Origin of the sequence: Pseudomonas moraviensis subsp. stanleyae, from assembly GCF_036283065.1 — a bacterium.
In the GTDB taxonomy this organism is placed as follows: domain Bacteria; phylum Pseudomonadota; class Gammaproteobacteria; order Pseudomonadales; family Pseudomonadaceae; genus Aquipseudomonas; species Aquipseudomonas stanleyae.
The window spans coordinates 1-25,858 of the sequence record NZ_JAADJI010000014.1 but is presented as its reverse complement, the minus strand read 5'-3'; the positions used below and the strand labels follow the sequence as shown (position 1 = coordinate 25,858).

Here is a 25,858-nt window from a genome sequence, read left to right as displayed (position 1 = left end):
GGAGCCATCATGGCCGCTTATCAAACGACTTACCCTGATCGTCCAGCCAAGGGCCTTCATGGCGCCTCGGCGAACGAAGAGATCAAGAACGACATCAGCCGCACCATCGAAAACGCTGCCGGTGTTCGCTTCGGCGAGCCGGTCCAGCGCGGCGCCGGCGACCATGGCGTTGTTCCATTCGCAGCCGGCGGCAAGTTCGTCGGCATTGCCAAGCTGACCCCGGCCGTCCCGGCAGTGAAAGCAGGCTCGACTCTGGTCGACGGCTACCCGCAGTACTTCACCGCGTCCATTCGTGAGCGCGGCCAGATGTACGTGACGGTCAGCACGCCGGTGGTTGATGGCGATCCGGTCTACTACGTGACCGCCACCAACACCTACACCAACGCTGCCGGCGCCGGCATTGTTGGCCCGATCCCGAGCGCGTTCTTCGACACCACTGGTGCCGCCGGCGACATCGTGGAAATTTCCCTCAAGAACCGGAGCGCATAACATGCGACAAGCATTCGCAGACGCTCAAGCAGCGTTGCCATTCGTTGTAGCCCAGGGCCGCAACATCGAAACCGCGATCTATGAAGCTCGCTACCCGGAATACAGCTATCGCGACCTGATGCCTGTCGTCACTGAAGGCAACCAGTGGGCGATCGGCACCCAGTTCTACAGCATGCAACTCGCGGGCGAAGCCAAGTTCCTGTCCGGCGCCGCCAATGACATGCCGTTCAACAACGTTTCGTGGGGCGAAGGCTCGCACGACTACGCCATGATCGGCTCCGGCTGGGAGTGGAATCTGGAAGAGGTCAACCAGGCCGCTCTGTATGGCCGCAACCTGAATGACCTGAAAGCCATGTCGGCAAGTCGCTCCACCGAGCGCCTGCTCTACGACATCGCCACCACCGGTAGCACCGAGAAAAACTGGCGTGGCTTTGTCAACCAGTCCAACGTGCAGACCATCACCGCTGCGGCCACCGGCACTGGCAGCTCCACGCTCTTCGTCGACAAGACACCGCAACAGGTTCTGAACGACCTCAACACCTTGCTCAAGGTGGTGCCGCAGGCGTCGAACAACGTAGAGCTGGCCGATACCCTGGCCTTGCCTCTCGAGGTGATGGACTACATCTCGACGGTCTTCGTCGGTACCGAAGCGAACAGCCCGACCATCCTGGAGCGCTTCCGCACTTCCAACGTGTACACCGCGCGCACCGGTCGCCCGCTGACCATCCTGACGGCCGACTCGCTGTCGACCGCAGGTGCTGGTGGCGGTGGTCGTATCGCCGCGTACCGTCGCGCTCTGGACGTGATCCGCTTCCACCTGCCAATGCCTCGCATGGTGCTGCCGGTTCACCAGAAGACCATCATGGGCTTCGAGACCGGCATCATCGCGCGTACCGGCGGTGTTGAAGTTCGCCTGCCAGGCGCCATGGCGTACATGGACGGCGTGTCCGAGCCTGCATAAGGGGGTTGTCATGAAAGTGAAAGTCACGAACAGCGGCACCTGCCCGCGCGGCCTATGGTCCATGGGTGCGATCAAGATGATCGGCATCGGTGCAAGCCGGGAACTGACCCTGACCGAGGCAGAGCTCGATCAGGCCAAGAAAATCGATGTCCTCAGTTTTGAGGCTGTCGAGGCTCCGTCCGGCGACGAAAAGGCCGAACTGCTCGCCAAGCTGAAGGCGCTGGGCATCGATGCCGCTGGCAACAGCAAAGTCGAAACCCTGCGCAAGAAGCTGGAAGAAGCCGAGGCTGCTGCCGCTGCCGAAAAGCAGAAGGTCATCGACGAGCTGAAGGCGCTGAACGTTGAGTTCGACGCCGAAGCAAATCTGGAAGCCCTGCAGGCCGCACTGGCCGCCGTCAAGGCGTAACACCCCGCAAAACCGGAGCGCATGACGCTCCACCTATTCGAGATATCCCGATGCCAGACTTTTACGGAACCGTCGCAGCTGCCGACGCCTATCACGCTGCGCGCGCGAATGCCGCGTGGACCGGCGATGACGTGGCGAAGCAGGCTGCGTTGCTCCGGGCATCGGTCTACATCGACGGCCGCTATCGGAAGCTGCTGGCTTCTGGTGTGTGGCAGTCATTGTTCCCCGGCGTGAAGACCGAGGGCAGAGGGCAAGCCAGGGAATGGCCGCGCACCGGTGCTGAGGATTACGAGGGGCATGCAATCCCATCCGATCAAGTGCCCGTTGAGGTTGAGCAGGCAACGTACGAAGCCGCACTGCGTGAACTTGTCGAGCCGGGAAGCCTGAGTCCTGACTTCGTGGCCGCGTCCACGGTGAAACGTCAGAAGGTCGGCCCGATTGAGGAGGAATTCTCTGTCGCGGCGGGCGCAGATGGCGCGGCGTCGGTCAGGCCGGTGATCAGCATCATCGACGAGATGATCGCTCCTGTGCTGGTGGCTCGCTACACGCTGCCTGCGGTGTTCGTGGTATGACCCCGGCGCAGATCATCCAGGCCATCGAGGGAATGGAGCCTGCGATGCAGAAGGCCTACCTGGACCAGATCAAGCTGGTGGTAGGCGCGGCAAAGGTGGCTGAAGTTGAGCGGCTGATAGCCGAAGAGGACGAAAACGGGCTGGCAGCGCTGCTGAGCCTGGGCGCGCTGGCGGCTTTCCTCGAGCTGGCTCGAAATGTGTACCTCGCAGGCGCCAAGTTCGAGATCAAGGCGATCGCAATCCCCAAGGATCTGGGGCGATTTGAATTCGACGTCCGCAAGCCTGAGCCAGAACAGTGGCTGGTGGAAAAAGCCGCCGAGATTCGACGCGACGCCGATGTGAATGTGCGCGAGGCCATTCGGGCGGTTATGGGTTCGCGCAGCCGCGCTGTCGCTACGCCGTCGCTGCAGGTCGAAGTAGGCGCCACGCCGATGACCCGCAGCCCACGGCAGGCGGCGCTCGATTTACTTGGACGAGTTAGCGCGCAAACAGGATCCCGCTCAGGTGGCGTGATTGGCCTGCCCGGCAACTACGCGCAATACGTCATCAATGCCCGCCAGCAGTTGCTGAGTGGAAACCCCGACGAGATGCGCAATTATTTGCAGCGCAAGCGCCGGGATCGCCGTTTCGATGGCATCGTGAATCGCGCCATCAGTGCAGGCAAGCCCGTTGCCCAAGCTGACGTCGACAAGATCGCTGGCCGGTATGCTGATCGGCTGATGAAGACCTACGCCGAGATGCTTTCCAAGGCTGAGGCGCTGGAATCCTTCGGCGCCGGTCGGGATCAGGTTTACGAGCAGTTGATTGCTCAGGGGCTTGATCGCGATTCAGTGACCAAGACATGGCGCGATCGGGCCGACAAGAAGGTCCGGCACACGCATTCGGTCATGGGCGGGCAGGAAGTGCAGAAGGATCAGCCTTTTCAAAGCCCGAACGGCGCGCTGCTTCGTTACCCGGGCGATTCTGCGCTGGGTGCTGGCTGGAGTGAACGCGCGAACTGTCGCTGCTCGGCGATCTACAAGATAAGGCGGAAGTGATGCCAGACATTTATGACCGCGCCAAGGCTACGGCAACCCGCATGCTGGCGCCGCGCAGCAAGGGCGGAAAAGGACTCGAACTGGTCTTGCGCCGCGAGATCATCGGCGAATACGACCCAGACGCGCCGCCTGCACCCAGCGAGCTGGTCGTGAACGGCTCCGGATTCCGCGAGGAGTACGACAACCAGTACATCGATGGGACGCTGATCGTTCGCGGCGACGTGAAGCTGCTGGTGTCGCCGGTTCAATTGACTGGCGAAGACATGCCGGCACCGCAGAGCAACGACAAGATCACATTCGACGGCACGGTGTACACGGTGATAGCCGTTGCTCCGTGGAACTTCGCCGGTCTCGCGGTCGGCTTCGAGCTTCAGGTGCGCAAGTAATGGCGAATCACATGACCAGCCGCTACGGCGGCCAGCAGGGAAGTTTTGCTGAAAGCCTGGCGCAATTCGCCGAGCAGGCGAAAGACGCAATCGACGAGGTGTTTCGCGAAGTCGTTATCGAACTTGGAACCTCTGTCATTCGCCTCTCGCCCGTCGACACAGGCCGATTCAAAGGCAACTGGCACCTCTCGATCGACAACATCGAGAGCGTAACCTTCGAAGAGGTCGATCCGACCGGCCAGGATGCGATCGCCTCACTGATCGCTTCTGCCAGTGACCTCACGGCGGGGCAGGCGGCATACATTTTGAACAATCTGCCGTATGCGATTCCACTGGAATATGGGCACTCTGCCAAGGCCCCGGCCGGAATGGTGCAGATAACGCTGGCTCGCTTCCAGCAGATCGTCGAAGAAGCCATCAGGAACAACCAGGTATGAGCCACAACATCATTGCTGCGGCCTTCGAGTCGCGCCTGCTGACTTGGGCCAAGGCTCGCGCCAAGCCGATCAAGGTTGTGGTCGAGAACGAAACCTTCACACCAGCGACGGGCGAGACGTACCTGCGAGCCTTCACTCTGCCAGCGGTCACGGGCAGCAATACGCTGAGCGGCGATCACCGGGTCTACACCGGTGTATTTCAGGTCAACATTGTGACGGCCTCCGGCAAGTACCGCACCGAGGCGAGCGGTATTGTTGATGAACTGGCGGCGCTGTTCCCGCTCAATCTGCGTATTCCCCGCGCCGGACTTGTCGCACTGGTGATGACGCCGGTTGCGCCCGGGCCGGGAATTCCAGACAGCAACACCTTCACGATACCGGCCTCGTTCCAATACCGATCCGACACCAACTAATCCGCCCGTTGGGCAAACCCAGAACCCGCCACTGAGCGGGTTTTGTCATTTCTGCACAGAGGAAACACAACCATGGGCTTTCGACTCCCCAACGGCGCCACGCTCGAAATCGCATCTGCATTCGGCCCTGCCATTCCTGTCACAGCGCTGAGCAATGCCAACCCAGCCGTGGCGACCGCAGCAGCGCACGGCCTGTCTGATGGCGACATTATCGCTGTGACCTCGGGCTGGACTCGCTTGAATGATCGGGCTGCCCGCATTGCGAACAGTCTGACCGGTACTTTTGCGCTGGAAGGCATCAACACCACCAACCTCCAACCGTACCCGGCGGGCTCCGGCGCTGGCTCCGTGCGCGAAGTCACCGGCTTTACCGAGATCTCGCAGATCACCGACTTGAACTCCAGCGGCGGCGATCAGCAGTTCCTCACCTTCGGCTTTCTCGCAGATGACGATGATCGCCAGCTTCCAACGACCAAGAACCCAATCAGCATGGCGGTCACTGTCGCCGACGATCCTGACCTGCCTTACGTGGCCATTGTCGAAGCGGCTGACGAAGACAAGCAGACCCGTGTGCTTCGCCTGAACCTGCCAGGCGGTAGCAGCATCGTCTACAACTGCTACGTGTCGATCACGTCGACCCCAGCGCTCAGCCGCAACAACCTGATGACCCGAGTCATCACTCTGTCGCTCGCTGGCCGCCCAACCCGCTACGCAGCGGCGGTGTAACCCATGGCCAAGATCAAGATCTCCCAGAACCCAACCTTCAAGGCGAAGGTCGCGATTCCACGCGTTGGCGCTGAGCCGGTCAGCGTTGAGTTCGAATTCAAGTACATGGATCGGCTGGCCCTGGCCGCACACTTCGATAAGTGGAATGCGGCGCGCGACGAGCATGCCAAGAAGGTGCAGGAAGACGAGCTGAACTGGCAGGAAGCGACCGGCGCCGAAATCGCGCTGCAGGTCGGCCAACTCAAGGACATCATCGAGGGCTGGGGCTTTGACGAGAAACTGTCGGATGAATCTCTGACGGCGTTGGTCACCACCTGCATTGGCGCACCCCAGGCTGTGCTTTCCGCGTACCAGAGCGCCTATCAACCGGCCCGCCTGGGAAACTGACCGGCGCCGCCCGCGTCCTGTACGAGCCCGGGCCGTCCGAAGCTGATTTGGCAGCCTTCGGCATGACGCTCGCCGACATCCCTGAAGAAGAGTACGAGGTCTGGCCAGACAACTGGCCGGCCTTTCTGCTGTTCGAGGCGATGTCCACGCAGTGGCGCGTAGGTATGGGCGGGGCTACCGGGCTGGACTACAACGCCTTGCCGCCGGTGGCTTCGATGCTGGGCATGAAGCGGCGCGAAATCCCTGAAGTCTTCCACGACATTCGCGTCATGGAAGCAGAAGCCATGCTCGTGATGAGCGAATCGAAATAACGGAGCCCGCATGACTTCTATTGCTGAACTCGGCATCAAGGTCGATTCGACCGATGCTGCGCAGGCGAGCTCCGACCTCGACAAGCTCACGGCGGCTGGCGACCGCGTCGAAAAATCGGCTGAGCGAGTCGCCAAGGGCACGAAAAAGGCTTCCGCTGCGATAAAAGAGCAGAAAGACGAGCTTGCTGAATTGCTCGGCGAGATTGACCCCACTGTCAAAGCGTTGGGTCGTCTGGATGATCTTGAAACAAAGCTGGCGAAGCAGAAAAAACTGGGCGCGCTCGATGCATCGACGTTCAGCGATTACCAAGCGAAGATCGATCAGTCCCGGGCAAATCTGACCCGTTTTGACGACAGCCTGACCCGCACTGGCAACACCGCCAAGCAGACAGCCGCTGCACTTCGTGGCGTGCCTGCGCAGTTCACTGATATCGCGGTGTCGCTGCAAGGTGGCCAGGCTCCGCTGACTGTGCTGCTCCAACAGGGCGGACAGCTCAAAGATATGTTCGGCGGCATCGGCCCAGCTGCGAAAGCACTGGGCGGTTACGTGCTCGGCTTGATCAATCCATTTACTGTCGCTGCTGCGGCCGTTGGCGCGCTGACCCTTGCCTATTACAAAGGCAGCCAAGAGGCCGACGAGTACAACAAGGCGATCATCTTCACCGGCAACTCCGCCGGAACAAGCGCTACTCAGTTGGCATCAATGGCGCAGCAGGTAAGCGCAACGGTCGGCACTACCGGCGCTGCTGCCGAGGTTTTGGCAAAGCTGGCAGGCAATGGAAAGATCGCCAGCGGCAGCTTCGAAGAGATCACCGAAGCTGCTCTGCAGATGGAAAAGGCCACCGGCAAGTCTATCGACGAGACGATTGCCGAGTTCGCGAAGATTGCCAAGGACCCCGTCTCTGCTGCCAAGGAACTCAACGACCAGTACCATTTTCTGACAGCCAGCACGTACGCCCAAATCGTTGCCCTCAAGGATCAAGGCGACACCATTGGCGCTACGAAGCTGCTCACTGACACCTATGCCAACACCATTCAAGAACGAACCGGTCAGGTCACCCAAAACCTTGGCCTGATCGAGAGCGCGTGGAACAAGATCAAAGCCGCCGCTTCTGGTGCGCTGGATGCCGCAAAGGATATCGGCCGGATCCAGACCCTGGAGCAACAAGCAGAGGTCATTCGCCAAAGGCTTCAAACGAATCAAGGACGCGGCGGGAGGGCGGCGGCTCTGGGTTTGGAAACCCGCGATACTGCCAAAGATCGTGGAGACCTTGCATTTCTCGAGCTACAAATCGATGCAGAACGCGAGCGCACGAAGTGGGTAGGCGAGGCGCGGAAAGAAAATGACCTTTCGGTTAACTCGCAGGCTGCGCTCAATGCCCAGTTGGCGGCATCCGAAAGCAACGCCAAAAAGCTCAAAAATCGTCTTGAGGAGATCAATAAGCTCGCTAGGGACGCAAAAGGCGGAACCGGCGGTAGGGTTTATACCGAGGCCGAGCTTGAGCAGCTCCGCGAGGCAGCGCGCAAGCAATTTGCGGATAAGAAGACGCCGGCCGGCGCAGTCAACCTGACCGAGTTCAACGACTCGAAAAACCAGCTGTCGCTGATTCTCGGCGAATACAAGAGCGCCCAGAAGGAACTGGAAGCCGCGCAGAAGGCTGGGCTGGTCACGCAGGAAGATTACCTGCTCAAGCGCCAAGCGCTGATCGGCAACGAGCGCGACGAGGTAACCGCCGCTTATCAGGCTGAAATCAGTTCGCTGGAGGCGGCGAAAGGCAAGGCCAGCACCACAGCCGCGCAACGCATTCAGCTCGACCAAAAGATCGCTGATGCCAGGGCCAACATGGTCAAGGCTCAGAAGGAAGCCGACAGTGAGCTCGAAGTCATCGCGACGAACGAGCAGGGCAGGCTCGCCAAGCAGGCTCAGGCGATCAAGGTCTACACCGATGCCCTCGACCAGCAGAACGTCGCCCTGCGGCGCGCTGGCGGCCGTGCAGCGGATGGCGTGGGTCGTGGCGACCGGGAGAACGCCATCAATGGCGAACTGAACGGCATTGCCGATCGAGCCAACCAGCAGCGTCTGGATCTGGCGCGCGACCGAGCCGACAAGGCGCGCAACATGAGCGCCGAGGAGTACCAGGCCAAGCTCGACGCGATCAACAGAAGCGAGACGGACCTGAGCGAAACAGTGCTCAGCAACTACGAGCAGATGTCGGCAGCCCAGAGCGATTGGCGCAATGGTGCAACCTCGGCGTTCAGCAACTATCTGGAAAGCGCGCGCAACATCGCCGGCCAGACTCGCGACCTGTTCAGTAACGCCTTCAGCTCGATGGAGGACGCAGTCGTCAACTTCGCCATGACCGGGAAGTTATCGTTTGCTGACTTCACCAAGTCGATTCTGGCGGACATGGCTCGGATCGCGACCCGTCAGGCCAGTTCGGCGTTGCTGAGCAGTCTGGTTGGTGCGGCCACCAGCTACTTCACTGGCGGAGGCGGTGGTAACGGGCTGGCGGCTGGATCTGCCGGTGCGACATCTTCGAATCTCGGCGCCTCTTCGGCAGGGTACTCCAGCAGCTACTTTCCTCAGGCGCTCGGCGGTGCCTGGTCGTCGGGTGTGCAGATGTTCGCCAATGGCGCTGCGTTCACCAACTCCGTGGTGAGCAAGCCGACAGCGTTCGGGATGGCAGGCGGGCAGACTGGCGTCATGGGCGAGGCGGGGCCAGAGGCGATCATGCCTTTGACCCGTACCGCTGGCGGCCAGTTGGGGGTGCGCGCGATCGGCGGCGGAAGTGGTGGCAGCAACGTTTACAACTTCCCCGTCGCGGTGTCGGTGCAAACCCAGGGCAATGGTGGCACAGCCAGCACGGAAGACACCACGCAGCTTGGAAAGGGCATTCAGCAGGCAGCGAAAGCCGAAGCTGAAACCGCGATCGCCCGAGCGCTGCAACCCGGCGGCTCAATCTGGAAACTCACGAACGGGAGGGGCTGATGGCCATCGAGAAGTTCATCTGGCCGACCCAGCACGGTGACGCGCCCGAGATATTGTATCGGGTGCGCACCGCGCAGTTCGGCGACGGCTACAAACAGGAAGTTGGCGACGGGCCGAACAACAAGGAAGACGCATACCCGATTACCTACAGCGGCCCACAGGCCAAGGTTCTGGAGATCATGGCGTTCCTCGATAGGCACGCCGGGGCAAAAGCGTTTCTCTGGACCACACCCTTGGGCCAGCTTGGCCTGTTCACCTGCAAGAACCCCGTGCCCACTCCGGTGGGCGGCGGCGTTTTCAAGCTCACCGCCACGTTCGAGCGGGCATTCCATCCATAAGGGGCAATCATGCCGCTGATCAGTGACATCCAAGTGCTTGAACCTGGCAGCGAAGTGCTGCTCTTTGAATTGGACGGCACGGACTACGGGGCGGACGTTCTGCGCTTCCACGGGCACGCGATACCGCACACGCCGGCCGAGTTGATTGCCGTCGGCGCCGATGCTGATCAGCTGCCGGCGAAGGCGATCTACTGGCAAGGCAACGAGTACAGCGCCTGGCCGATGCAGATTGACGGCATCGAGGCGAACGGTGACGGCACGGCGGTCCGGCCGACATTGTCGGTGGGCAACGTCAACGGGCGCATCACTGCGCTCTGTCTGGCGTTCGAGGATCTCCTCGAGTTCAAGCTGACGATGCGGCACACGCTCGGCAGCTACCTCGACGCGGCGAACTTCCCGGCCGGCAACCCAACGGCAGACCCTACCCAAGAGACGATCGAGGTCTGGTACATCGACCAGAAGACGAACGAGGACGGCGAAACGGTCAGCTGGGAGCTGGCCAGCCCTGGCGATGTCGGTAATGAGTCGATCGGGCGGCAGGCCACAACCCTGTGCCATTGGTGCCTCACCGGCGGATATCGCGGGCCGAACTGCGGCTACACCGGTCCGTACGTCACAAAGGACGGCGTCATCACCGACAACCCTGAACTGGACCAATGCGACGCCACGTTGGGCAAGGGTTGCATTCCGCGCTTCGGCGAGGGCAACCCGCTGCCGTTCGGTGGCTTCCCCGCTGTATCCCTGATCGCAAGGAGCTGACATGCGAAAGCACATCTTGAATGCGATCCAGGCTCACGCGGCGGCCGAGTACCCGAAAGAGTGCTGTGGGCTGCTGCTGGCGATCGGCCGCAAGCAACAATACTTTCCCTGCATCAATGTCTCGACCGAGCCGAACGAAGAGTTCCGGATCGATCCCGAACAGTACGCAGCGGCCGAAGACGAAGGCGAAGTAATCGGCGTAATTCATTCACATCCGGACGCCACCAGCAGGCCGTCACCGCGTGACCTCGCCATGTGCGAAGCGACGGCTATGCCCTGGCACATCCTGAGCTGGCCAGAGGGGGATCTGCGGACCATCGTTCCGACCGGCGAAGTTCCGCTACTGAAACGACCGTTCGTGCACGGGGCCTGGGACTGCTGGCAGGTCTGCGCAGATTGGTACAAGCGTGAGTGGGGGCTGGAGTTCGAAACATTCAAGCGTGCCGATGGCTGGTGGGAGAGCAAGGAAAACACCAGCCTGTACGAGGCGAACTACGAGGCCGCCGGCTTCTACCGAGTCGACCAGCCGCAGCGCGGTGACATGATCGTGATGGAAGTAGGGCGCACGGTTTACCCAAACCACGCCGGGATCTTTCTCGGCGCTGATCCTGGGCTGCCAGGTGAAGATGCCGCTACGTTTGGCCCCGGGCCGTTCCTGCTGCACCATCTGTACGGCAGGCCATCAGAGGTCATTGTCTTCGGAGGACCATGGCTCGATCGCACTCGACTGGTGCTGCGTCATAAAAATTCGTCTCTGACGAGCGCGACAGCGCTTGAAAATTGACTATTCTCAGCAAAGTAGTTTACCGCCTGTCGCGTCGTGATCGCTTATGGATCGGCGAACGCCGCGTGAGACGGGCACTTGAGAACTGAGCAGCGCGGGGCTCCTCACACAAATATTGACAATGTTTTGTTGCGCACTAGTATTGCGCAACCTATAAATATTATAGGTTCATATGAGCACTAATTCACCGTTGTGGACGCCGCGGCAGCTTGAGGATCTTGTGCATGTGCTTGCACGAGACTCTTCAAAAGTGGTTTTTACTGATCATTTTCTCCTGAGGTTGGCTCAACGAGGGGTGACAGTCGGTGAGGCGCTGAGGTGCTTGCAACGCGGGGCCATAATCAAAGGTCCAACGTATAGCGCAGAACATAAAAGCTTTGAGTTCAGAATGTGCGAGCCTCCGCCGAGGGATATCGTCTGCGTGGTTGCGGCGGTCAAGCCTGTTCTTGATCCTGGCGAGGTGTTCGCCGTCACCGTATGGGAGGTGAACTAATGTACGAATATACAGGGAGCGGCCTGGAGGGCATCTACCTGAAAAACGGCTATACGATCGTTGAATCATCGTATGGCAAGGGTGTGAAAATCCAGGACGTGGAAGGTCTGCATCGCGCGATTGCAGTCGACATTGTTAAGCAAAAAAAACCCATGACGGGGCACCAGTTCCGGTTTCTACGGAAAGAACAGGATTTGGTGCAGGAAGAAGCGGCAGCGCTTTTTCGTGTTGACGTGCAAACGATCGCGAACTGGGAAAAGAAGGGCAGCGAGCCGGTGCCTGGTGCATCGGATATCGCGATGCGCGCGTGGTACTCGGCATATATTCATGCCAATTACGGTCCGGTCAAAGTGGAAGCCGGTGCGGCGCCTGATGAGGGCGGCACATTTCAGCACTGCAAAGACCAATGGATCGAGGCTCACGCCGCTTGATTAAGTCAGTGAACAAAATTTCTGAAGCCCGGCCCAGCGCCGGGCTTTTTCTTTTCCGCTTGCGCCAGTGATATCGTTCACCCTTTCCCACAGGAGTGACCTGCATGAAATTGATCGTAGGAGCGCTGGCGGTAGCGCTGTTGGCGGGGTGTGCGACTTCGCCAACGCCTTCCAGTGAAGCTAAGCAGGCGCCGGCCAGTCAGTTGTCGGCCTACCAGTCGAAGCCTTCAGGGGCATACGGGACACTGCAAGTGATCCGCGACTCTGGACAGACCGGAAGCCTTTGTTCAATGGCCGTTTTTATCGATGGCAAGCAAGCCGCCAAGCTCGACCCGGGTCAGAAGGCATCTTTCTATCTGCCGCCTGATTCGGTTTCAGTTGGCGCCGCGTACACCGGCTCTGGCATCTGCTCCATGGGTGCAGCCCGAGTGGAGCGGGAAGCGATCGTGAAAGACGGCGCGATCAAGAAATACCGAGTTTTTACCGGGGGCGATGGGCAGATCGACATACTGCCCACGACTCTCTGAACAGACCGCCTCCGGGCGGTTTTTTATTGCCTGGAGAATGGCATGTGCTCAGCAATCACCTACACGCCAATGACGAAAGTCATGTTGTCCGGCTCGCTTGCGAAGAAGTTTTTTCGAAGCAAGCCATTCCTTCTCGACGGCGGATCGGCCGTGGAGGTGTTCCGTGCGCTCAATGCGACCATTGATGGGTTCGCCGAGGAAATTAAACGACTGGAGCGCCTTGGACTGAAGTTTGCGATCTTCCGCAATCGCGCAAACATCGGAATGGACGGATTCGATCTCGGCGGTACACGGGAAATCCGCATTGTTCCAGTGATTGGTGGCAGCAAGCGCGCTGGCGGGTTACAGACCATTATCGGCACAGTGATGATCGCCGCAGCCTATGTGCTGTCATTCACTCCGTTTGCAGCCGCATCGCCGTTTTTATATGCGGCCGGCGCGTCGATGGCGATCGGCGGTGTGATCCAAATGCTCAGCCCGCAAGCTTCTGGCTTGAAGCAAAGCGCATCCCCCGAGAACTCTCCGTCCTACGCCTTCGGCAGCGCCAAGAACACCACTGCCAGCGGCAACCCGGTACCGATCTGCATCGGTGAACGCCGGTGGGGCGGGATGATCATCTCAGCCTCGATTCTGGCTGAAGACAAAGCGTAACCTTCAGGGCCTATGCATTAGGATATGCTCAGGAAAATTGGGAGGTGATCACATGGCTTATGGCGTGCGGCTTGTTACTGCAGATGGCGAAGAATTGAAGATGCCAGGCTGGTCGTTGAACCTGGAAACTAATCCTCCATGCGTGTTTAAGGGCAGTCGCAAAATAGATCTGCCGTGGAAGGGCCTTGAAGTAAAGATCACCAACGAGGAGCTTGCTGAGATCCGCAGGCAATTTGAGCTTGCCGAATCACCATAAATTTATCGGATACACGAAAACCCGCCATTGAGCGGGTTTTTTTATGCCTGGAGGAAAGCATGGGCGCAGCAGCACAGATCGATATCCACGGCGAGAAGGGCGGCAGCAGTAAGCCGAAGTCGCCGACCGAAGCCAGCGACAGCCTGCGCTCGACCAACCTGGCCAAGCTGCTGATCGCCGTGGGCGAGGGTGAGTTCGACAGCGTCCCTACCGATTACGACATCTACTTGGACAACACGCCGATCCGCGATGCCAGCGGCAACTACAACTTCCCGAACGTGAAGTGGGATTGGCGCCCTGGCTCGGTAGATCAGACGTACATCCCCGGCATTCCGTCCGTTGAGAACGAGACCTCGCTGAACATTGAGCTGCGCAGCGATTCGCCTTGGGTGCGCTCGATCACCAATACCCAGCTTTCCGCCGTGCGCATGCGTTTGGCCTGGCCGGCGCTGCAACGATCTGATGATCAGGGTAACGTTGGCGGCTACCGCATTGAATACGCAATCGACGTGGCCACCGACGGCGGCGCCTATCAGCAGGTGCTGGTGGACGCGGTCGACGGCAAGACCACCACGCGCTACGAGCGCTCGCGCCGCATCGATTTGCCAGACGCCACCACAGGCTGGCAGATCCGCGTGCGCCGCTTGACGCCTAATCAGAACACCAACAAGATCGCCGACACCATGCTGGTCGCCGGTTACACCGAAGTTATCGACGCCAAGCTGCGATACCCGAACACCGCGCTGCTCTACATCGAATTCGACGCTGAACAGTTCACCAACATCCCGGCCGTCACCGTGAAGTGCAAGGCGCGCCGCTGGATGGTGCCGAGCAACTACGACCCAATCCTGCGCACCTACACCGGGACGTGGGATGGTTCGATGAAATCGGCCTGGACCAATAACCCGGCGTGGATCACCTACGGGATCTGCACCGAAGACCGGTTCGGCCTGGGCAAGCGCATCAAGCCGTTCATGGTCGACAAGTGGGAGCTGTACCGGATCGCTCAGTATTGCGATCAGTTGGTGCCGAATGGGCTGGGCGGGCAGGAGCCGCGCTTCCTCTGCGACATGAACTTGCAGGGCAAGGCGGATGCGTGGTCGCTGCTGCGCGACATCTCGGCCATTTACCGGGGCATGACGTACTGGGCGCAGGGCCAGCTGGTGATGCAGGCGGACATGCCGCGCGCGCAGGACTTCGACTATGTGTTCACACGGTCGAACGTGATCGACGGAAAGTTCTCCTATGGCAGTGCCTCGGCGAAGACCCGTTACACCCGGGCGCTGGTCAGCTACGACAACCCGGCGAACAACTACGACACCGACGTCATCCCGTTCGCCGATCTGGATCTGCAACGCCGCTATGGCGACCGGCCGACCGAGCTGAGCGCCATTGGCTGCACCCGTGCTTCCGAGGCCCAGCGCCGTGGCAAGTGGGCGATCCTCAGCAACAACCAAGACCGCACCGTCTCGTTCAAGACCGGTATGGAAGGCGTTATCCCGCTGCCCGGGCACATCATCCCAGTGGCGGATTCGCTGCTGGCTGGCCGTGAAGTGGGCGGCCGGATCTCGGCGGTGGCGGGGCGGGTCATCACGCTCGATCGCGATACCCAGGCCAAGGCCGGTGATCGACTGATCATCAACCTGCCGGGCGGCCGCGCCGAAGGTCGGACCGTGCAGAGCGTCAACGGCCGCGCCGTGACCGTCACGGTTGCCTACAGCGAACCGCCGGTGGCGCAGTTGCAGTGGGCGCTCGACGCTGATGACTTGGCGATTCCGCTATACCGAGTGCTGCGCACCAAGCGCACGACCGAGGGCGATTACGAAATCAGCGCGCTCCAGTTCGAACCGAGCAAGTTCGCATTCATCGACACCGGTGCACGCCTGGAAGAGCGCCCAATCAGCGTGATTCCGATCACCGTTGTTCCGGCGCCGGCGAGCGTTACGCTGTCGTCGGCCTCATCGGTTGTGCAGGGGCTGGCCGTGGCCACCATGACGATCACCTGGCCATCCGTGGACGGCGCGGTCGGCTACGACGTGGAGTGGCGCAAGGACAGCGGCAACTGGATCAAGCTGCAGCGTACCGGGATGACCAACGTGGACGTGGTCGGCATCTACGCCGGTGCTTATGTGGCGCGGGTGCGCGCGGTGAGCGCATTCGACATCACGTCGCCTTGGCGCAACTCGATTCTGACCAACCTCAGCGGGAAGCAGGGATTGCCGCCGGCGCTGGCGTTCCTGACTGCCACGCCGCTGCTGTTCGGCATTTACCTCAAGTGGGGATTCCCTGCTGGCGCCGAGGACAGCCAGCGCACCGAGATCTGGTACGGGCCGACGACCGATCTTGAGGCCGCGACCAAGCTGACAGACCTGGCCTATCCGCAGAGCGACTTCTCCATGCTCGGCCTGCGAGGCGGTGTGACCTTCTATTTCTGGGGGCGCATCGTCGACAAGATCGGCAACATCGGTCCGTGGTATCCGATCGGGCTAGGCGTACAGGGGCAGTCGAGCTCTGATGCATCTGCTGTTTTGGAGTTGATCGCCCATCAAGTGGGTGAGACACAGCTTGGCCAGGATATCGTCGACAAGATCAATTTGATTCCGGGGCTACAGGACCAAATCGACGCGCTCGATGGACTCTCTGCTTACAAGCCCGATCAGGTGTATGAGCGTGGGCAAATGGTGGTCGAAGATGGGCGCATTTACCAAGCGACCCAGCAGGTGCCGATCAACACTCCGCCGCCCAATGTTGGGTACTGGCAGGATGTGGGCCAATCGATCGAAGCGGCGAACGGCCTCGCTCAACAAGTAGCAACTCATACAGTCGAGATCAGCGAACTTGACGGCGTTGTTACTGCGCAAGCCACAGCCTTCGAAGCCCTTCGCGCCTCCTACCGAGACGATGACGGCGCTGGCGATCTCGCAGACGCGATCAAGAGCTACACCAGCACCGCGGCGATCGCTTCCGAATCGAAGGTTCGCGCCTCCGAAAACGAGGCAATGGCAAGGCGCGTGACGACCTTTGACGCGAAAATCGGAGAGAACGCCGCAAACATCACCGAGCTTGAAGAGGTGGTGGTCACGAACCAGCAGGCAACCGCTCAGCAGCTAACTCAGCTCAGCACCACTGTCGGCAGCCAGCAAACGGCGATTCAGCAAAACACTTCGATCATCAATGACGTGAACGGCAAGGTCACTGCGAGCTGGTCCGTAAAAATGCAATACAACTCTGGGACAGGGCAGTACATCGCCGCCGGTGTTGGCCTTGGAATCGAAAACGGACCGGCCGGGCTGCAAAGCCAGTTCCTGGTGAGCGCGGACCGGTTCGCCATCGTCAACACCATTGCCGGCGGCGCGATCGCGGTACCGTTCGCAGTGCAGGGCGGGCAGGTGTTCATGAACTCCGCGTTCATCATGGACGGCTCGATCACCAACGCAAAGATCGGCAACTACATCAGCTCTTCCAACTACATCGCCGGCCAGCAAGGCTGGATCCTGAACAAAGACGGCACGCTTGAAATAAACGGCATCGTTCCAGGGCAGGGGCGTCTGGTGATCAACTCACTGAACGTTTCGGTCTACGACGCCAACAACGTGCTGCGCGTTCGTCTCGGCTATCTGGGGTAATCAATGGCGCTTTTTGGACTGCGTGTCTTTAACGAGAGCGGTCAGCTCGCTATGGACACCAACAGTTTCACCTATCAGGTGTTATGGCAGGGCGTGATCGATTTCAGTGGAACCGTACCCAGCTACACGCTGAATATCCCTGGCTTCAATCCAGCCAATTGCGTGTTCATGATCATCCCGACGAGGGCACAGGACGTGCAATCGTCGGAAGCGGAGGGATCAGTTAACAGCAAGTCCTATCCCTACGTGACGGTGGCGGTGGGGCAGGTTGTCGTTAGTTTCAGAAATCCTTCAGCTTCAGCGGGGACAATTGGATCAAGAGTTGTCGCCAAGGGCTACGCAATCAGGTACGCAGCATGAGCTACGGATTTCAGAGCATCAACGATAACGCGTTTGTACAGATCGATTCCGAAGCCCCTCGGCTGTGCCTACTTGCTAAGGGTTCGTATGCGGGAGTCGCTACCGCAACCGGCACGTTTACTCGCGCTGTAACTAGCCAGGATCCGCCACTTGTTTTCATTCGACCAGACCAGACCGGAGTTATTCAGGTTCCGTATTCAGTGTGGTTTACCGGTGGGCCCGGTAACTGGACCGGTTTCGCAATGAACGCTTCAAAGGTTAACGAAACCTTGAGCGGTCAGTATTTCGTTGCAGCCTGGGCGTCCATGGGAACAGCTATGTACGGTATGCGCCTTTGGGATCAAAACGGTGGTTTGGTCTATGACAGCGGTGCGCCGGCTGTGGTTGTAACGTTCGCTGCAGGTAATTGGACGTACCTCGGAACAGAGCAGCTCAGCGTGGGGCGGCGTTATTACTGGGGAATTAATAAAGCCCTCGGGCCGGGGGAATATATCTCTCTTAACCCTTTCACAATGAGCTGTCACAGCGAAGGCTCTGGTGGTTATTGCGCACTCGGCGTCGATTACGCAAATAACCGCGTCTTGATGTACAGCCTCGCATTCACCGCCTGGACCGACCAAGGGCACCGCCCATTCCTCTGCGCCAAGTTGCTGGCCTGACCCTTTCATTTTTGGAGATACACAATGCCCTGGTACAAGACGGGAACGGTCTCTGTTACCCAAAATTCCAATGCGGTGATCGGCGCTGGCACTGCGTTCATTGCCAACAGCCGGGTCGGCGATGGTTTTCGCGGGCCGGACGGTCGTTGGTACGAGGTGACCAACATCGCCAGCAACACCGCTCTGTCGATCTCGCCGAACTACGAAGGTCCGACAGCGGGTGGCGGCTTCTACTCGATCATGCCGGTGCAGGGTTATCAGAAAGATCTAGGTGACCAGGTCAAAGCCATCCTCAACGACTACGGCGAAAAGCTGGCTTTGCTCGGCACAACTGGCAACTACGATGTCTTGCCACCGTCCAAGGGCGGTACCGGCATCGTTGACCTCTCTGTCTTCATGCAGGGGTTGCTGAATGATGGAGACGCGCCCGCCGCTCGAACCACGCTTGGCGCTGCGAAATCTGGCGCGAACAATGACATCACGTCGTTATCGGCCATGACAACAGCACTTTCTATCTCGCAGGGCGGCCATGGCGGCGTAACCGCTGCCGAAGCGCGGACCAACCTTGGCATCGTACTACTTGGAACCGTGAGCCAGACCGCTGGCGTTCCGACTGGCGCGATCATGAGCCGGTCGCTTGATCCTACCAGCGGTGATTTGACCACCAAGTACGCGAATGGGCAAATGATCGTTTACGGCACACGGCAAGTTAATCAGACCGTTGCTGCGGGTGGCTTCGCCGCTCCATCCATCGCCAAGTCCGCTGATTTCATCGGTGGGGTTTCGGTCTTTTCTGACTTGGCGTTTTTCACGGGGGCAAACACTGGTGGCAATCAGCTCTACGCATCCCGTCAGTCGGTCACTCCCGCAGGGGCTTTCCTCTATGCCGGTGCATTCATAAACATGGGCCGCACGCCCAACTCTGAAGGCCCAAACGTGGCACTCGGCACGGCTGCTGCCGCGAGTTATTTTTTCTGGTTCACAGCCATAGGTCGATGGTTCTGATGGAGAAGACGATGCCATACGCAAGCGAGAACTGCATAAGCACCGGGCCACTTGAGGGTGGGATCGAGATTACCGAGGAGCAATATCAATCTGTGATTGATTCGCTTGCTCGAGGTGAATTCCTTTATGTCTCGATAGAAGGAGGGATCTTTTCGACAAGGCCCGCTCCGCCACCAATTCCCGACCAAACAGATGAAGAGCGGACGATTGCCGAGCAGCAGATCAAGGTCGGAACTGAAGAGGCTTGGCGCGGCAAAGAGATTGCGTTTATCTCTGATCAGCTGATCGCCATGGAAGATGGCGACCCATTGGCTCTGCCTGGTACTGAGCAACAGTGGCGTGAATATCGCACCGCGGTGCGCGGCTGGAAAAGCGGCGCGGCTGGATTTCCTGAAGAGTCATCCAGGCCGGCCCGCCCGGCGTAAACAACTAAACACTATCAACCCGCCATCGAGCGGGATTTTTTTTGCCTGGAGAAAAGTGATGCCTGTTACCGAAAAAGACCGCGACATCCTCGCCCGCACGATTTGGGGTGAGGCGCGAGGCGAAGGCACGGCCGGCCAGATTGCCGTGGCCTGGACGATCCGCAACCGCGTGTTCGATGGCAAGGAGAAGTCGTGGTGGGGAGAGGGCTACGCCGGCGTCTGCCAAAAGCCATGGCAGTTCAGCTGCTGGAACAAGACCGACCCGAACTACCAGTTCCTGATCGGCGTGAAGGAAATCCCGTTCCGCGAGCTGGCGCAATGCCGGATCGCTGCTGACCAGGTGATCGATGGCAAGGTGCCTGATCCTACCGGCGGCGCCACCCACTATTACGCCACCAGCATCAAGGCGCCGGCTTGGACTGCGAAGGCCAAGCAGACGCTGAAGCTCGGGCACCACGTCTTCTTCAAGGACGTGCCGTAGCTTGGTTCACTCTTCCTCATCACGATCGCGGAGCTCCCTGAGCAGGCGCTGATTTTCTTGGAAGAGGTGTTCTCTCTGGTGCTCGACGGTCGCAAATCTGCGCCTTTCGATCAGTAAATCGCTTTCGGTGTGCTGAAGCTTCGCCCTGAGAGAGTTTCGATCCTCCGTGAGTCCGTCATTGTCTCGGACCAAACCCCGAATATTTTCCAGTGACCGCTCCAGCTGGAGGGTCAGCGCTTCGAATTCGTTCTCGTACATCCGCAGCTGGTGCCGGCAGGTTTCGAGCGGGGTCGGGTTGCCGAGCCAATCGTCGGTGTCTTCTATATAGAGGGGGTTCACGGAGATGCCTTGCTGAGTACTGTTTGCATATACAGTAATCGAGGCGCTGCCAGGGGGCGAGGTTTAGCCGACGGGATGCAGTCCTGCAATCATTTCGGGGTAACTAGATCGGCCCATTCCTGCATCATGGCTCTGCGTTGCTCCAAGTATGCTGCGTGGTTGTACACATCGCGGATGAAGCTGCTGTCGGCGTGGGCCAGCTGGCGTTCGATCCAGTCCCGGTTATGCCCTCGGCCATTCATCTCAGTGGAAAACAGGTGGCGGAACCCGTGAGGTGATTGCTTGCCAGTCAAGCCGCAGGCGTCCAAAACGTTGTTGGCGTAGTTGGTTCCGATCGGAAGCGTCGAGTCGCTTCGGTTAACGAATACGTACCGCAGATGGCCCGTGATGGGTAGCATGCTCTTCAGCACGTCGACTGCCTGAGTCGATAGGGGAACGGAATGATCTCGACGCATCTTCATTTTTGAGGCCGGTGTTGTCCAGGTAGCTGCGTCGAGGTCGATCTCCGACCACTCAGCGCGCCGAACTTCTCCCGGCCGGGAAGCGGTGTAGATCATCAGCATGAGCGCTGCGCGAAGCTGGTGCCCGGATGATGATGCTTGAATTGCCGCCATGGTCTTTGGCATTTCGCTGAAAGGGAGGAAAGGGTGCGGCTTGTGCTGGCCCATCTTTTCCGTGACGGCATGCATCTCGGCGGTAGGATTGACCTCGATCAGGCCGATGGCGATGGCGTAGCTAAACACCTGGCCGGTGCGCTGCCGAACTTTCACTGCAGTGGCAACCGAGCCGCGCTTCTCAATCTTGCGGATCAGACTGATGACGTCGGCGCGCTTGATAGAATCGATCTGCCTTGTGCCAAAAACTGGCAAAACATCCAACTCCATCAAGTTGCTGATGATCCGGAACGTGCCAGGCGAAATACTTCCCTTCCTGAATGCCAGCCACTCGTCGTACACGCGACGGAAGGTTCGGCCTCCGGCCTCGATCATTTCGGCCTTCTTCTCCCTCCTTGAGTTGCGCGGGTCAATCCCGTTGGCAATGTCTTCCCGTGCGGCGTCTCGACGCGCGCGCGCTTCCTTTAGGCCCGTATCCGGGTAAGTCCCGAATGAAATCCGCGCCTGTTTACCAAGCCAAGTGAATCGAAAGTGCCAGCTTTTTATGCCGCTGGTGGCTATATAGAGGGAAAGCCCAAGGGAGTCGGCGATCGTGTATGCCTTGTCCTTCGGCTTGGCCTGCCTGGCCGCAGTGTCCGAGATTGCCACTAGTACATCCTCTGCTTTCTGATCTCAATGTACTGGATGATGTACTAAGTCTTTGCCACTGGGAAGGTATCGCACGGTACAGCTTGGTACTTGATCGGCTTATGTATCAGCGGTTACGTGGGGGGTTGTGAAGCGGAGGGGTTTTAGGCGGGAGGCTACCGTGGAATCTTTGAAGATTTCCACGGTATTTTCGGCTCTGTTCAGATGGCGTTCGCCGCAGCGATTCGGGCAGGCGGCGAGTTTATCAGCTTGTCTTTGGCCGTGCTGACTAAAGGGTCAGCAAGCGGTCGGCGAGGCGACCGCTGGCCGTCAGTTCGAGGAATTCATCGCCCAGTCGGCGGCTCTCGTCCATCGCCGCGTGCCAGTATTTCTGCCGGCTCGGCGCGTCGCCCATGAAGCGTTTGAAGTCGTTACGGTCGGGCAGTTTGCCGTAGGGCAGACGCGCCAGATATTCCTTCGACGGCGCGATCAGCACCACGTCCTGCAAACGCTGCACCGAGGCGCGGCGCCACGGCAGGGTCTTGTCGAACCAGCCGGGAATCACCCGGTCGGTGAAGTGGGGGTAGAGCACGATGCCGTCGCCGCTGTAGGGCAGGTCGAGGTGATAGTCGAGCAGGCCGCCGTCGCGGAACGTACCGGCGCCGGCGCCGGGCAGGTCGCGCACGCCTTCCATGACCATCGGGATCGATCCGGAAGCGAGCAGGGCCTGACGCAGATTGCCGGCATTGAGCGCAACGAAACGCGAGGGGAAATCGGTCAGGGCATCGAGCGGCGGAGCCAGGCGCGGGTCGTGGATGATCAGCCGTTCGAAGTGCCGCGACAGCCGCGCGCGGCCGCGCAGGTTGTCGGCAATCACTGAACCCAGTGCCAGACCGAGGCGCCCGCGGTGGTCTTCGGCGAGGCGGCCCTGGCTTTTCACCACCATGATGTTGAGGCGGTAATCGGGATTTTCGAGGATGCTCGCGTCGCGGCCGTCGAGCAGATCATTGAGCATGCGCTGCGAGCTCTGACTGATCTCGGCCATGGTCACGCCCTTGTTGAAATTCTGCTCGGCGTACAGCTGGCCGAGACGGCGGATGCCCTCGGCGGCGTCCGGCAGGCAGGCGCTGGCGAAGCGCCAGGAACCCACCGAGGCGCCGATCAGCGAACGCTCGCGCGGCGCACTCGGCAGCCACTCGCCGAACAACGCCAGATCGAGCCCCTGAATCCCCAGCGCCTTCGGCCCACCGGCCGCGCCGGGCAGGGTGCTTACATCAGCGGCATGCAAACCCTGCGCACGAATCCGCGCCATGGCCCGTGGGCCAGCCTTGAGGGTGAGGGCAGGGAACTTGATGTGGATGGCGGTCATACCGGTCTCGATCGTTAGCAAGCTGGCGATTATAAGCGCATGTTGCAGGCCCATGTAGGAGTGAGCCTGCCCCACAACCGGGGCAGACGCAAAACCAGTGTGGGAGCGAGCCTGCTCGCGAAAGCGGCGGGTCAGAAACATCGTTGCAGCTGACACTCCGCCTTCGCGAGCAGGCTCGCTCCCACAGGGAACCTTGCCAGCAATGGAGCACAATGATGGCCATTCAGTTTCAGTTAAGTTGATCCCGCTAATGTGCCCACCGTAAGCAACATACAAGAATTCGGAGACACCCATGAAAACCCTGACTGCCCTGACCACTGCCTCGATCATCGGCCTCATTGCCAGCACCGCGCAGGCGCGCGATCTCGGACCTGACGAAGCGCTTCGTTTGCGCGACGCTGGTACTATCGTCTCCTTCGAGAAGCTCAACGCCAACGCGCTGGAAAAACACCCCGGTTCGCAAATCACCGAAACCGAGCTGGAGGAGGAGTACGGCAAGTACATCTACCAGATCGAGTTGCGTGATCCGCAGGGCCTCAACTGGGATCTGGAACTGGATGCGGTGACTGGGCAGGTTCTCAAGGATCATCAGGATACGTAATGAAGCTGAATATTTGCGCCACCCGCCTGACGGCGCTGGCGCTGGTTTTGTCATGCAGCAGTGCCATCGCTCGCGACCTCGATCAGGACGAGGCGCTGACCCTGCGTCGCGAGGGCGTGATCCTGCCGCTGGAGCAAGTGCTGCAGCAGGCCATGGATCGCTACCCCGGCGCCAAGCTGCTGGAAGTCGAGCTGGAAGAAAAACACGACGTGTACATTTACGAAGTCGAATTGCTGACGGTCGAAGGCGTGGCGCGTGAACTGCACTTGAAGGCTGATACCGGCGAGTTAGTCAAAGACAAGGAAGATTGATCGATGCGTTTGCTTCTGGTGGAAGACCACGTACCGCTGGCCGACGAATTGCTCGCCGGCCTGCAACGCCAAGGTTACGCGGTTGATTGGCTGGCCGATGGCCGTGACGCGGTGTATCAGGGCGGCAGCGAGCCCTATGACCTGATCATCCTCGATCTTGGCCTGCCCGGCGTACCGGGGCTGGACGTGCTGGCGCAGTGGCGTGCAGCCGGTCTGGCGATTCCGGTGCTGATCCTTACCGCGCGTGATTCCTGGGCCGAGCGCATCGAAGGGCTGAAGGCCGGCGCGGACGATTACCTGACCAAACCGTTCCACCCGGAAGAGCTGTATCTGCGCATTCAGTCGCTGTTGCGCCGCTCCAAGGGCCAGTCCAACCAGCCGACCCTGCAAGCCGCCGGCCTGCATCTGGACGAGGGCCGCCAGTGCGTGGTTCGCGACGGCGCCGACATCCAGTTGACCGCCGCTGAATTTCGCCTGTTGCGTTATTTCATGCTGCACCCCGAACAGATCCTCTCGAAAAGCCACCTCGCCGAACACCTCTACGACGGTGAAACCGAGCGTGACTTCAACGTGCTCGAAGTCCACGTCAATCACCTGCGGCGCAAGCTCGGCAAAAGCGTCATCGAAACCCGTCGCGGTCAGGGATACCTGTTCGGCGGGCAAGCTTCATGAGATCAATCCAGCGCCGTTTGAGCCTGGGTTTGATCAGCGTGATGGTGGTCGTCGGTCTGGTCCTGGCGCAAACCAGCCTGTGGTTGTTCGAAGTCGGTTTGCAGCGCTATCTCGAAGCCGGCCTGCGCAACGACAGTGAAAGCCTGCTGGTGGCGCTGGTGCGCGGCCCGCAAGGTCTGCAACTGGATGAGAGGCATCTGTCGCCGGCCTATCAGCGGCCGTTTTCCGGGCACTACTTTCGCATTGATTTTTCCGACAGCCATTGGCGGTCGCGCTCGCTGTGGGACCAGGAACTGCCGCTGCTGCAACATCCGGGGCTGCACAGCAACCTGCAACTGGGCCCGGGCGGGCAACGCCTGCTGATACTGCGCTCGGACTATCGGCGGCTGGGTCAGTCGATCTCGATCAGCGTTGCCCAGGATTACACGCCGGTCAGTGACAGTTTCCAGCGCATGCGCCAGATCGGCCTCGGTCTGGGGCTGGCGGCGTTGCTGCTGATCCTGTTCCTGCAACGCCTGACCGTGCGCCGCGCGCTGAAACCGCTGGAACGCGCGCGCGAGCAGATCGCTCAATTGCAGCAGGGCCAGCGCTCGCAACTCGACGACCACGTGCCGGTGGAACTGGAACCGCTGGTGGCGCAGATCAACCACTTGCTCGCCCACACCGAAGACAGCCTCAAGCGCTCGCGCAATGCCTTGGGCAACCTTGGCCACGCGCTGAAAACCCCGTTGGCGGTGCTGCTCAGCCTGGCCTCCAGTGACAAGCTCGATGACCATCCCGAGCTGCGCAGGATTCTCAAGGAACAACTGGAACAGGTGCAGCAGCGCCTCAATCGCGAGCTCAACCGCGCGCGGTTATCCGGTGATGCACTGCCGGGTGCGTTGTTCGATTGCGATGCCGAGCTGCCGGGGTTGCTGGCGACGCTGAACATGATTCATGGCGAGCACCTGGCCTTGAGTTACGTCGCACCGCCCGGGCTGCAACTGCCGTGGGATCGCGAGGACTTGCTGGAACTGCTCGGCAACCTGCTCGACAACGCCTGCAAGTGGGCCGATGCCGAAGTGCGCTTGAGCGTGATCGAGCGGTCGGACGGCTTCGCCCTGAGCGTGGAAGATGACGGCCCGGGGATTCCCGAAGAGCAGCGCGCTCAAGTGTTCAGCCGTGGTACGCGGCTGGATGAGCAGACCCATGGCCATGGGCTGGGCCTTGGCATCGTGCGCGATATCGTCGATACCTGGGGCGGCTTGCTGGTGCTGGGCGAGAGCGAGTCGGGCGGGTTGAAAGTGGTGATTGAACTGCCTAAGCGGTGAGCCCTTGAAAAGCCCCTCACCCTAACCCTCTCCCAGAGGGAGAGGGGACTGACCGTGGTGATTGGACGAGATACGTCGACCTGAAATACCGAGCCGAACTCAGGAT

At 60.0% G+C, this 25,858-nt stretch carries 32 protein-coding genes; 29 read left to right on the top strand and 3 right to left on the bottom strand.

Annotation, left to right across the window (positions count from 1 at the left end; translation table 11 throughout):
- The first annotated feature begins 9 nt into the window (after positions 1 to 9).
- The 25 genes from GXB78_RS23825 to GXB78_RS23705 all read left to right on the top strand — a co-directional run bounded on the left by GXB78_RS23825 (position 10) and on the right by GXB78_RS23705 (position 19,909).
- Positions 10 to 489 (top strand): structural cement protein Gp24, encoded by a 480-nt coding sequence (locus GXB78_RS23825; RefSeq protein WP_130887457.1) that lies wholly within the window; start codon positions 10 to 12, stop codon positions 487 to 489.
- A gap of 1 nt (position 490) precedes the next feature.
- A complete protein-coding gene (locus GXB78_RS23820) occupies positions 491 to 1,450 on the top strand; it encodes a major capsid family protein (protein ID WP_122602503.1) in 960 nt (319 codons plus the stop codon).
- 10 nt (positions 1,451 to 1,460) lie between these two features.
- Entirely contained in the window at positions 1,461 to 1,856 is a 396-nt protein-coding gene (locus tag GXB78_RS23815; protein WP_329517255.1) for a hypothetical protein, read from the top strand.
- Between the two features lie 50 nt (positions 1,857 to 1,906).
- Complete coding sequence (locus tag GXB78_RS23810) at positions 1,907 to 2,428, top strand: DnaT-like ssDNA-binding protein (RefSeq protein ID WP_329517254.1); 522 nt, start codon at positions 1,907 to 1,909, stop codon at positions 2,426 to 2,428.
- A complete protein-coding gene (locus GXB78_RS23805) occupies positions 2,425 to 3,465 on the top strand; it encodes a structural protein (RefSeq protein ID WP_329517253.1) in 1,041 nt (346 codons plus the stop codon). The genes GXB78_RS23810 and GXB78_RS23805 overlap by 4 nt, the downstream gene beginning before the upstream one ends.
- Positions 3,465 to 3,851 (top strand): hypothetical protein, encoded by a 387-nt coding sequence (locus GXB78_RS23800; protein WP_329517252.1) that lies wholly within the window; start codon positions 3,465 to 3,467, stop codon positions 3,849 to 3,851. The genes GXB78_RS23805 and GXB78_RS23800 overlap by 1 nt, the downstream gene beginning before the upstream one ends.
- Positions 3,852 to 3,862: 11 nt before the next feature.
- On the top strand, positions 3,863 to 4,288 hold the full coding sequence (locus GXB78_RS23795; protein WP_329517251.1) for an HK97 gp10 family phage protein: 426 nt from the start codon (positions 3,863 to 3,865) through the stop codon (positions 4,286 to 4,288).
- The gene (locus GXB78_RS23790; protein ID WP_329517250.1) at positions 4,285 to 4,701 is read left to right on the top strand and encodes a phage tail terminator-like protein; all 417 of its coding nucleotides are present in this window, start codon (positions 4,285 to 4,287) and stop codon (positions 4,699 to 4,701) included. Before GXB78_RS23795 ends, GXB78_RS23790 begins: the two co-directional genes overlap by 4 nt.
- Before the next feature lie 72 nt (positions 4,702 to 4,773).
- Entirely contained in the window at positions 4,774 to 5,427 is a 654-nt protein-coding gene (locus GXB78_RS23785; protein ID WP_329517249.1) for a phage tail protein, read from the top strand.
- A 3-nt stretch (positions 5,428 to 5,430) separates the two neighbouring features.
- A complete protein-coding gene (locus GXB78_RS23780) occupies positions 5,431 to 5,814 on the top strand; it encodes a phage tail assembly chaperone (protein ID WP_310219791.1) in 384 nt (127 codons plus the stop codon).
- Positions 5,815 to 5,876: 62 nt separating this feature from the next.
- Positions 5,877 to 6,125 carry a DUF1799 domain-containing protein gene (locus GXB78_RS23775; RefSeq protein WP_150635463.1) on the top strand — a complete coding sequence of 83 codons (249 nt, stop codon included), beginning with the start codon at positions 5,877 to 5,879 and terminating at the stop codon, positions 6,123 to 6,125.
- A 10-nt stretch (positions 6,126 to 6,135) separates the two neighbouring features.
- A complete protein-coding gene (locus tag GXB78_RS23770; protein WP_329517248.1) occupies positions 6,136 to 9,114 on the top strand; it encodes a phage tail tape measure protein in 2,979 nt (992 codons plus the stop codon).
- A complete protein-coding gene (locus GXB78_RS23765) occupies positions 9,114 to 9,452 on the top strand; it encodes a phage tail protein (protein ID WP_329517247.1) in 339 nt (112 codons plus the stop codon). The genes GXB78_RS23770 and GXB78_RS23765 overlap by 1 nt, the downstream gene beginning before the upstream one ends.
- 9 nt (positions 9,453 to 9,461) lie before the next feature.
- Positions 9,462 to 10,211: a phage minor tail protein L gene (locus tag GXB78_RS23760; RefSeq protein WP_329517246.1), complete on the top strand. Its 750-nt coding sequence runs from the start codon at positions 9,462 to 9,464 to the stop codon at positions 10,209 to 10,211.
- 1 nt (position 10,212) lies between these two features.
- Positions 10,213 to 10,995 (top strand): C40 family peptidase, encoded by a 783-nt coding sequence (locus GXB78_RS23755; RefSeq protein WP_329517245.1) that lies wholly within the window; start codon positions 10,213 to 10,215, stop codon positions 10,993 to 10,995.
- Between the two features lie 492 nt (positions 10,996 to 11,487).
- On the top strand, positions 11,488 to 11,919 hold the full coding sequence (locus GXB78_RS23750) for a helix-turn-helix domain-containing protein (protein WP_241664207.1): 432 nt from the start codon (positions 11,488 to 11,490) through the stop codon (positions 11,917 to 11,919).
- Between the two features lie 104 nt (positions 11,920 to 12,023).
- Positions 12,024 to 12,446 (top strand): hypothetical protein, encoded by a 423-nt coding sequence (locus GXB78_RS23745; protein ID WP_329517244.1) that lies wholly within the window; start codon positions 12,024 to 12,026, stop codon positions 12,444 to 12,446.
- A 42-nt stretch (positions 12,447 to 12,488) separates the two neighbouring features.
- Positions 12,489 to 13,097, top strand: coding sequence for a tail assembly protein (locus GXB78_RS23740; RefSeq protein WP_150729337.1), 609 nt, complete (start codon positions 12,489 to 12,491; stop codon positions 13,095 to 13,097).
- Between the two features lie 52 nt (positions 13,098 to 13,149).
- The gene (locus GXB78_RS23735) at positions 13,150 to 13,353 is read left to right on the top strand and encodes a hypothetical protein (protein WP_329517243.1); all 204 of its coding nucleotides are present in this window, start codon (positions 13,150 to 13,152) and stop codon (positions 13,351 to 13,353) included.
- 59 nt (positions 13,354 to 13,412) lie between these two features.
- A complete protein-coding gene (locus GXB78_RS23730) occupies positions 13,413 to 16,979 on the top strand; it encodes a phage tail protein (RefSeq protein WP_329517242.1) in 3,567 nt (1,188 codons plus the stop codon).
- A gap of 3 nt (positions 16,980 to 16,982) precedes the next feature.
- Positions 16,983 to 17,339, top strand: coding sequence for a hypothetical protein (locus GXB78_RS23725; RefSeq protein ID WP_329517241.1), 357 nt, complete (start codon positions 16,983 to 16,985; stop codon positions 17,337 to 17,339).
- Positions 17,336 to 17,998: a hypothetical protein gene (locus tag GXB78_RS23720; RefSeq protein WP_329517240.1), complete on the top strand. Its 663-nt coding sequence runs from the start codon at positions 17,336 to 17,338 to the stop codon at positions 17,996 to 17,998. The genes GXB78_RS23725 and GXB78_RS23720 overlap by 4 nt, the downstream gene beginning before the upstream one ends.
- A 24-nt stretch (positions 17,999 to 18,022) precedes the next feature.
- Positions 18,023 to 19,003, top strand: a complete 981-nt coding sequence (locus GXB78_RS23715; protein ID WP_329517239.1) for a hypothetical protein — start codon at positions 18,023 to 18,025, stop codon at positions 19,001 to 19,003.
- 11 nt (positions 19,004 to 19,014) lie between these two features.
- Positions 19,015 to 19,428: a hypothetical protein gene (locus GXB78_RS23710; RefSeq protein ID WP_329517238.1), complete on the top strand. Its 414-nt coding sequence runs from the start codon at positions 19,015 to 19,017 to the stop codon at positions 19,426 to 19,428.
- A gap of 58 nt (positions 19,429 to 19,486) precedes the next feature.
- A complete protein-coding gene (locus tag GXB78_RS23705; protein WP_329517237.1) occupies positions 19,487 to 19,909 on the top strand; it encodes a cell wall hydrolase in 423 nt (140 codons plus the stop codon).
- A gap of 6 nt (positions 19,910 to 19,915) precedes the next feature.
- On the opposite strand, the gene GXB78_RS23700 is transcribed toward GXB78_RS23705, so the two are convergent.
- The 3 genes from GXB78_RS23700 to GXB78_RS23690 form a co-directional block, all read right to left on the bottom strand.
- Positions 19,916 to 20,248 (bottom strand): hypothetical protein, encoded by a 333-nt coding sequence (locus GXB78_RS23700; RefSeq protein ID WP_329517236.1) that lies wholly within the window; start codon positions 20,246 to 20,248, stop codon positions 19,916 to 19,918.
- Between the two features lie 89 nt (positions 20,249 to 20,337).
- Positions 20,338 to 21,510, bottom strand: a complete 1,173-nt coding sequence (locus GXB78_RS23695; protein ID WP_329517235.1) for a tyrosine-type recombinase/integrase — start codon at positions 21,508 to 21,510, stop codon at positions 20,338 to 20,340.
- 268 nt (positions 21,511 to 21,778) lie between these two features.
- A complete protein-coding gene (locus GXB78_RS23690; protein ID WP_329517234.1) occupies positions 21,779 to 22,858 on the bottom strand; it encodes a patatin-like phospholipase family protein in 1,080 nt (359 codons plus the stop codon).
- A 292-nt stretch (positions 22,859 to 23,150) separates the two neighbouring features.
- Between GXB78_RS23690 and GXB78_RS23685 the strand changes: the two genes are divergently transcribed.
- From GXB78_RS23685 to GXB78_RS23670, 4 genes are read left to right on the top strand one after another with little or no spacing between them, the layout of a single operon-like run.
- Positions 23,151 to 23,459, top strand: coding sequence for a PepSY domain-containing protein (locus GXB78_RS23685; protein WP_329517233.1), 309 nt, complete (start codon positions 23,151 to 23,153; stop codon positions 23,457 to 23,459).
- Positions 23,459 to 23,770, top strand: a complete 312-nt coding sequence (locus tag GXB78_RS23680) for a PepSY domain-containing protein (RefSeq protein ID WP_329517232.1) — start codon at positions 23,459 to 23,461, stop codon at positions 23,768 to 23,770. Before GXB78_RS23685 ends, GXB78_RS23680 begins: the two co-directional genes overlap by 1 nt.
- A 3-nt stretch (positions 23,771 to 23,773) precedes the next feature.
- Positions 23,774 to 24,442: a response regulator transcription factor gene (locus GXB78_RS23675; RefSeq protein WP_329517231.1), complete on the top strand. Its 669-nt coding sequence runs from the start codon at positions 23,774 to 23,776 to the stop codon at positions 24,440 to 24,442.
- A complete protein-coding gene (locus GXB78_RS23670) occupies positions 24,439 to 25,752 on the top strand; it encodes a sensor histidine kinase (RefSeq protein ID WP_329517230.1) in 1,314 nt (437 codons plus the stop codon). Before GXB78_RS23675 ends, GXB78_RS23670 begins: the two co-directional genes overlap by 4 nt.
- Positions 25,753 to 25,858 lie beyond the last annotated feature (106 nt).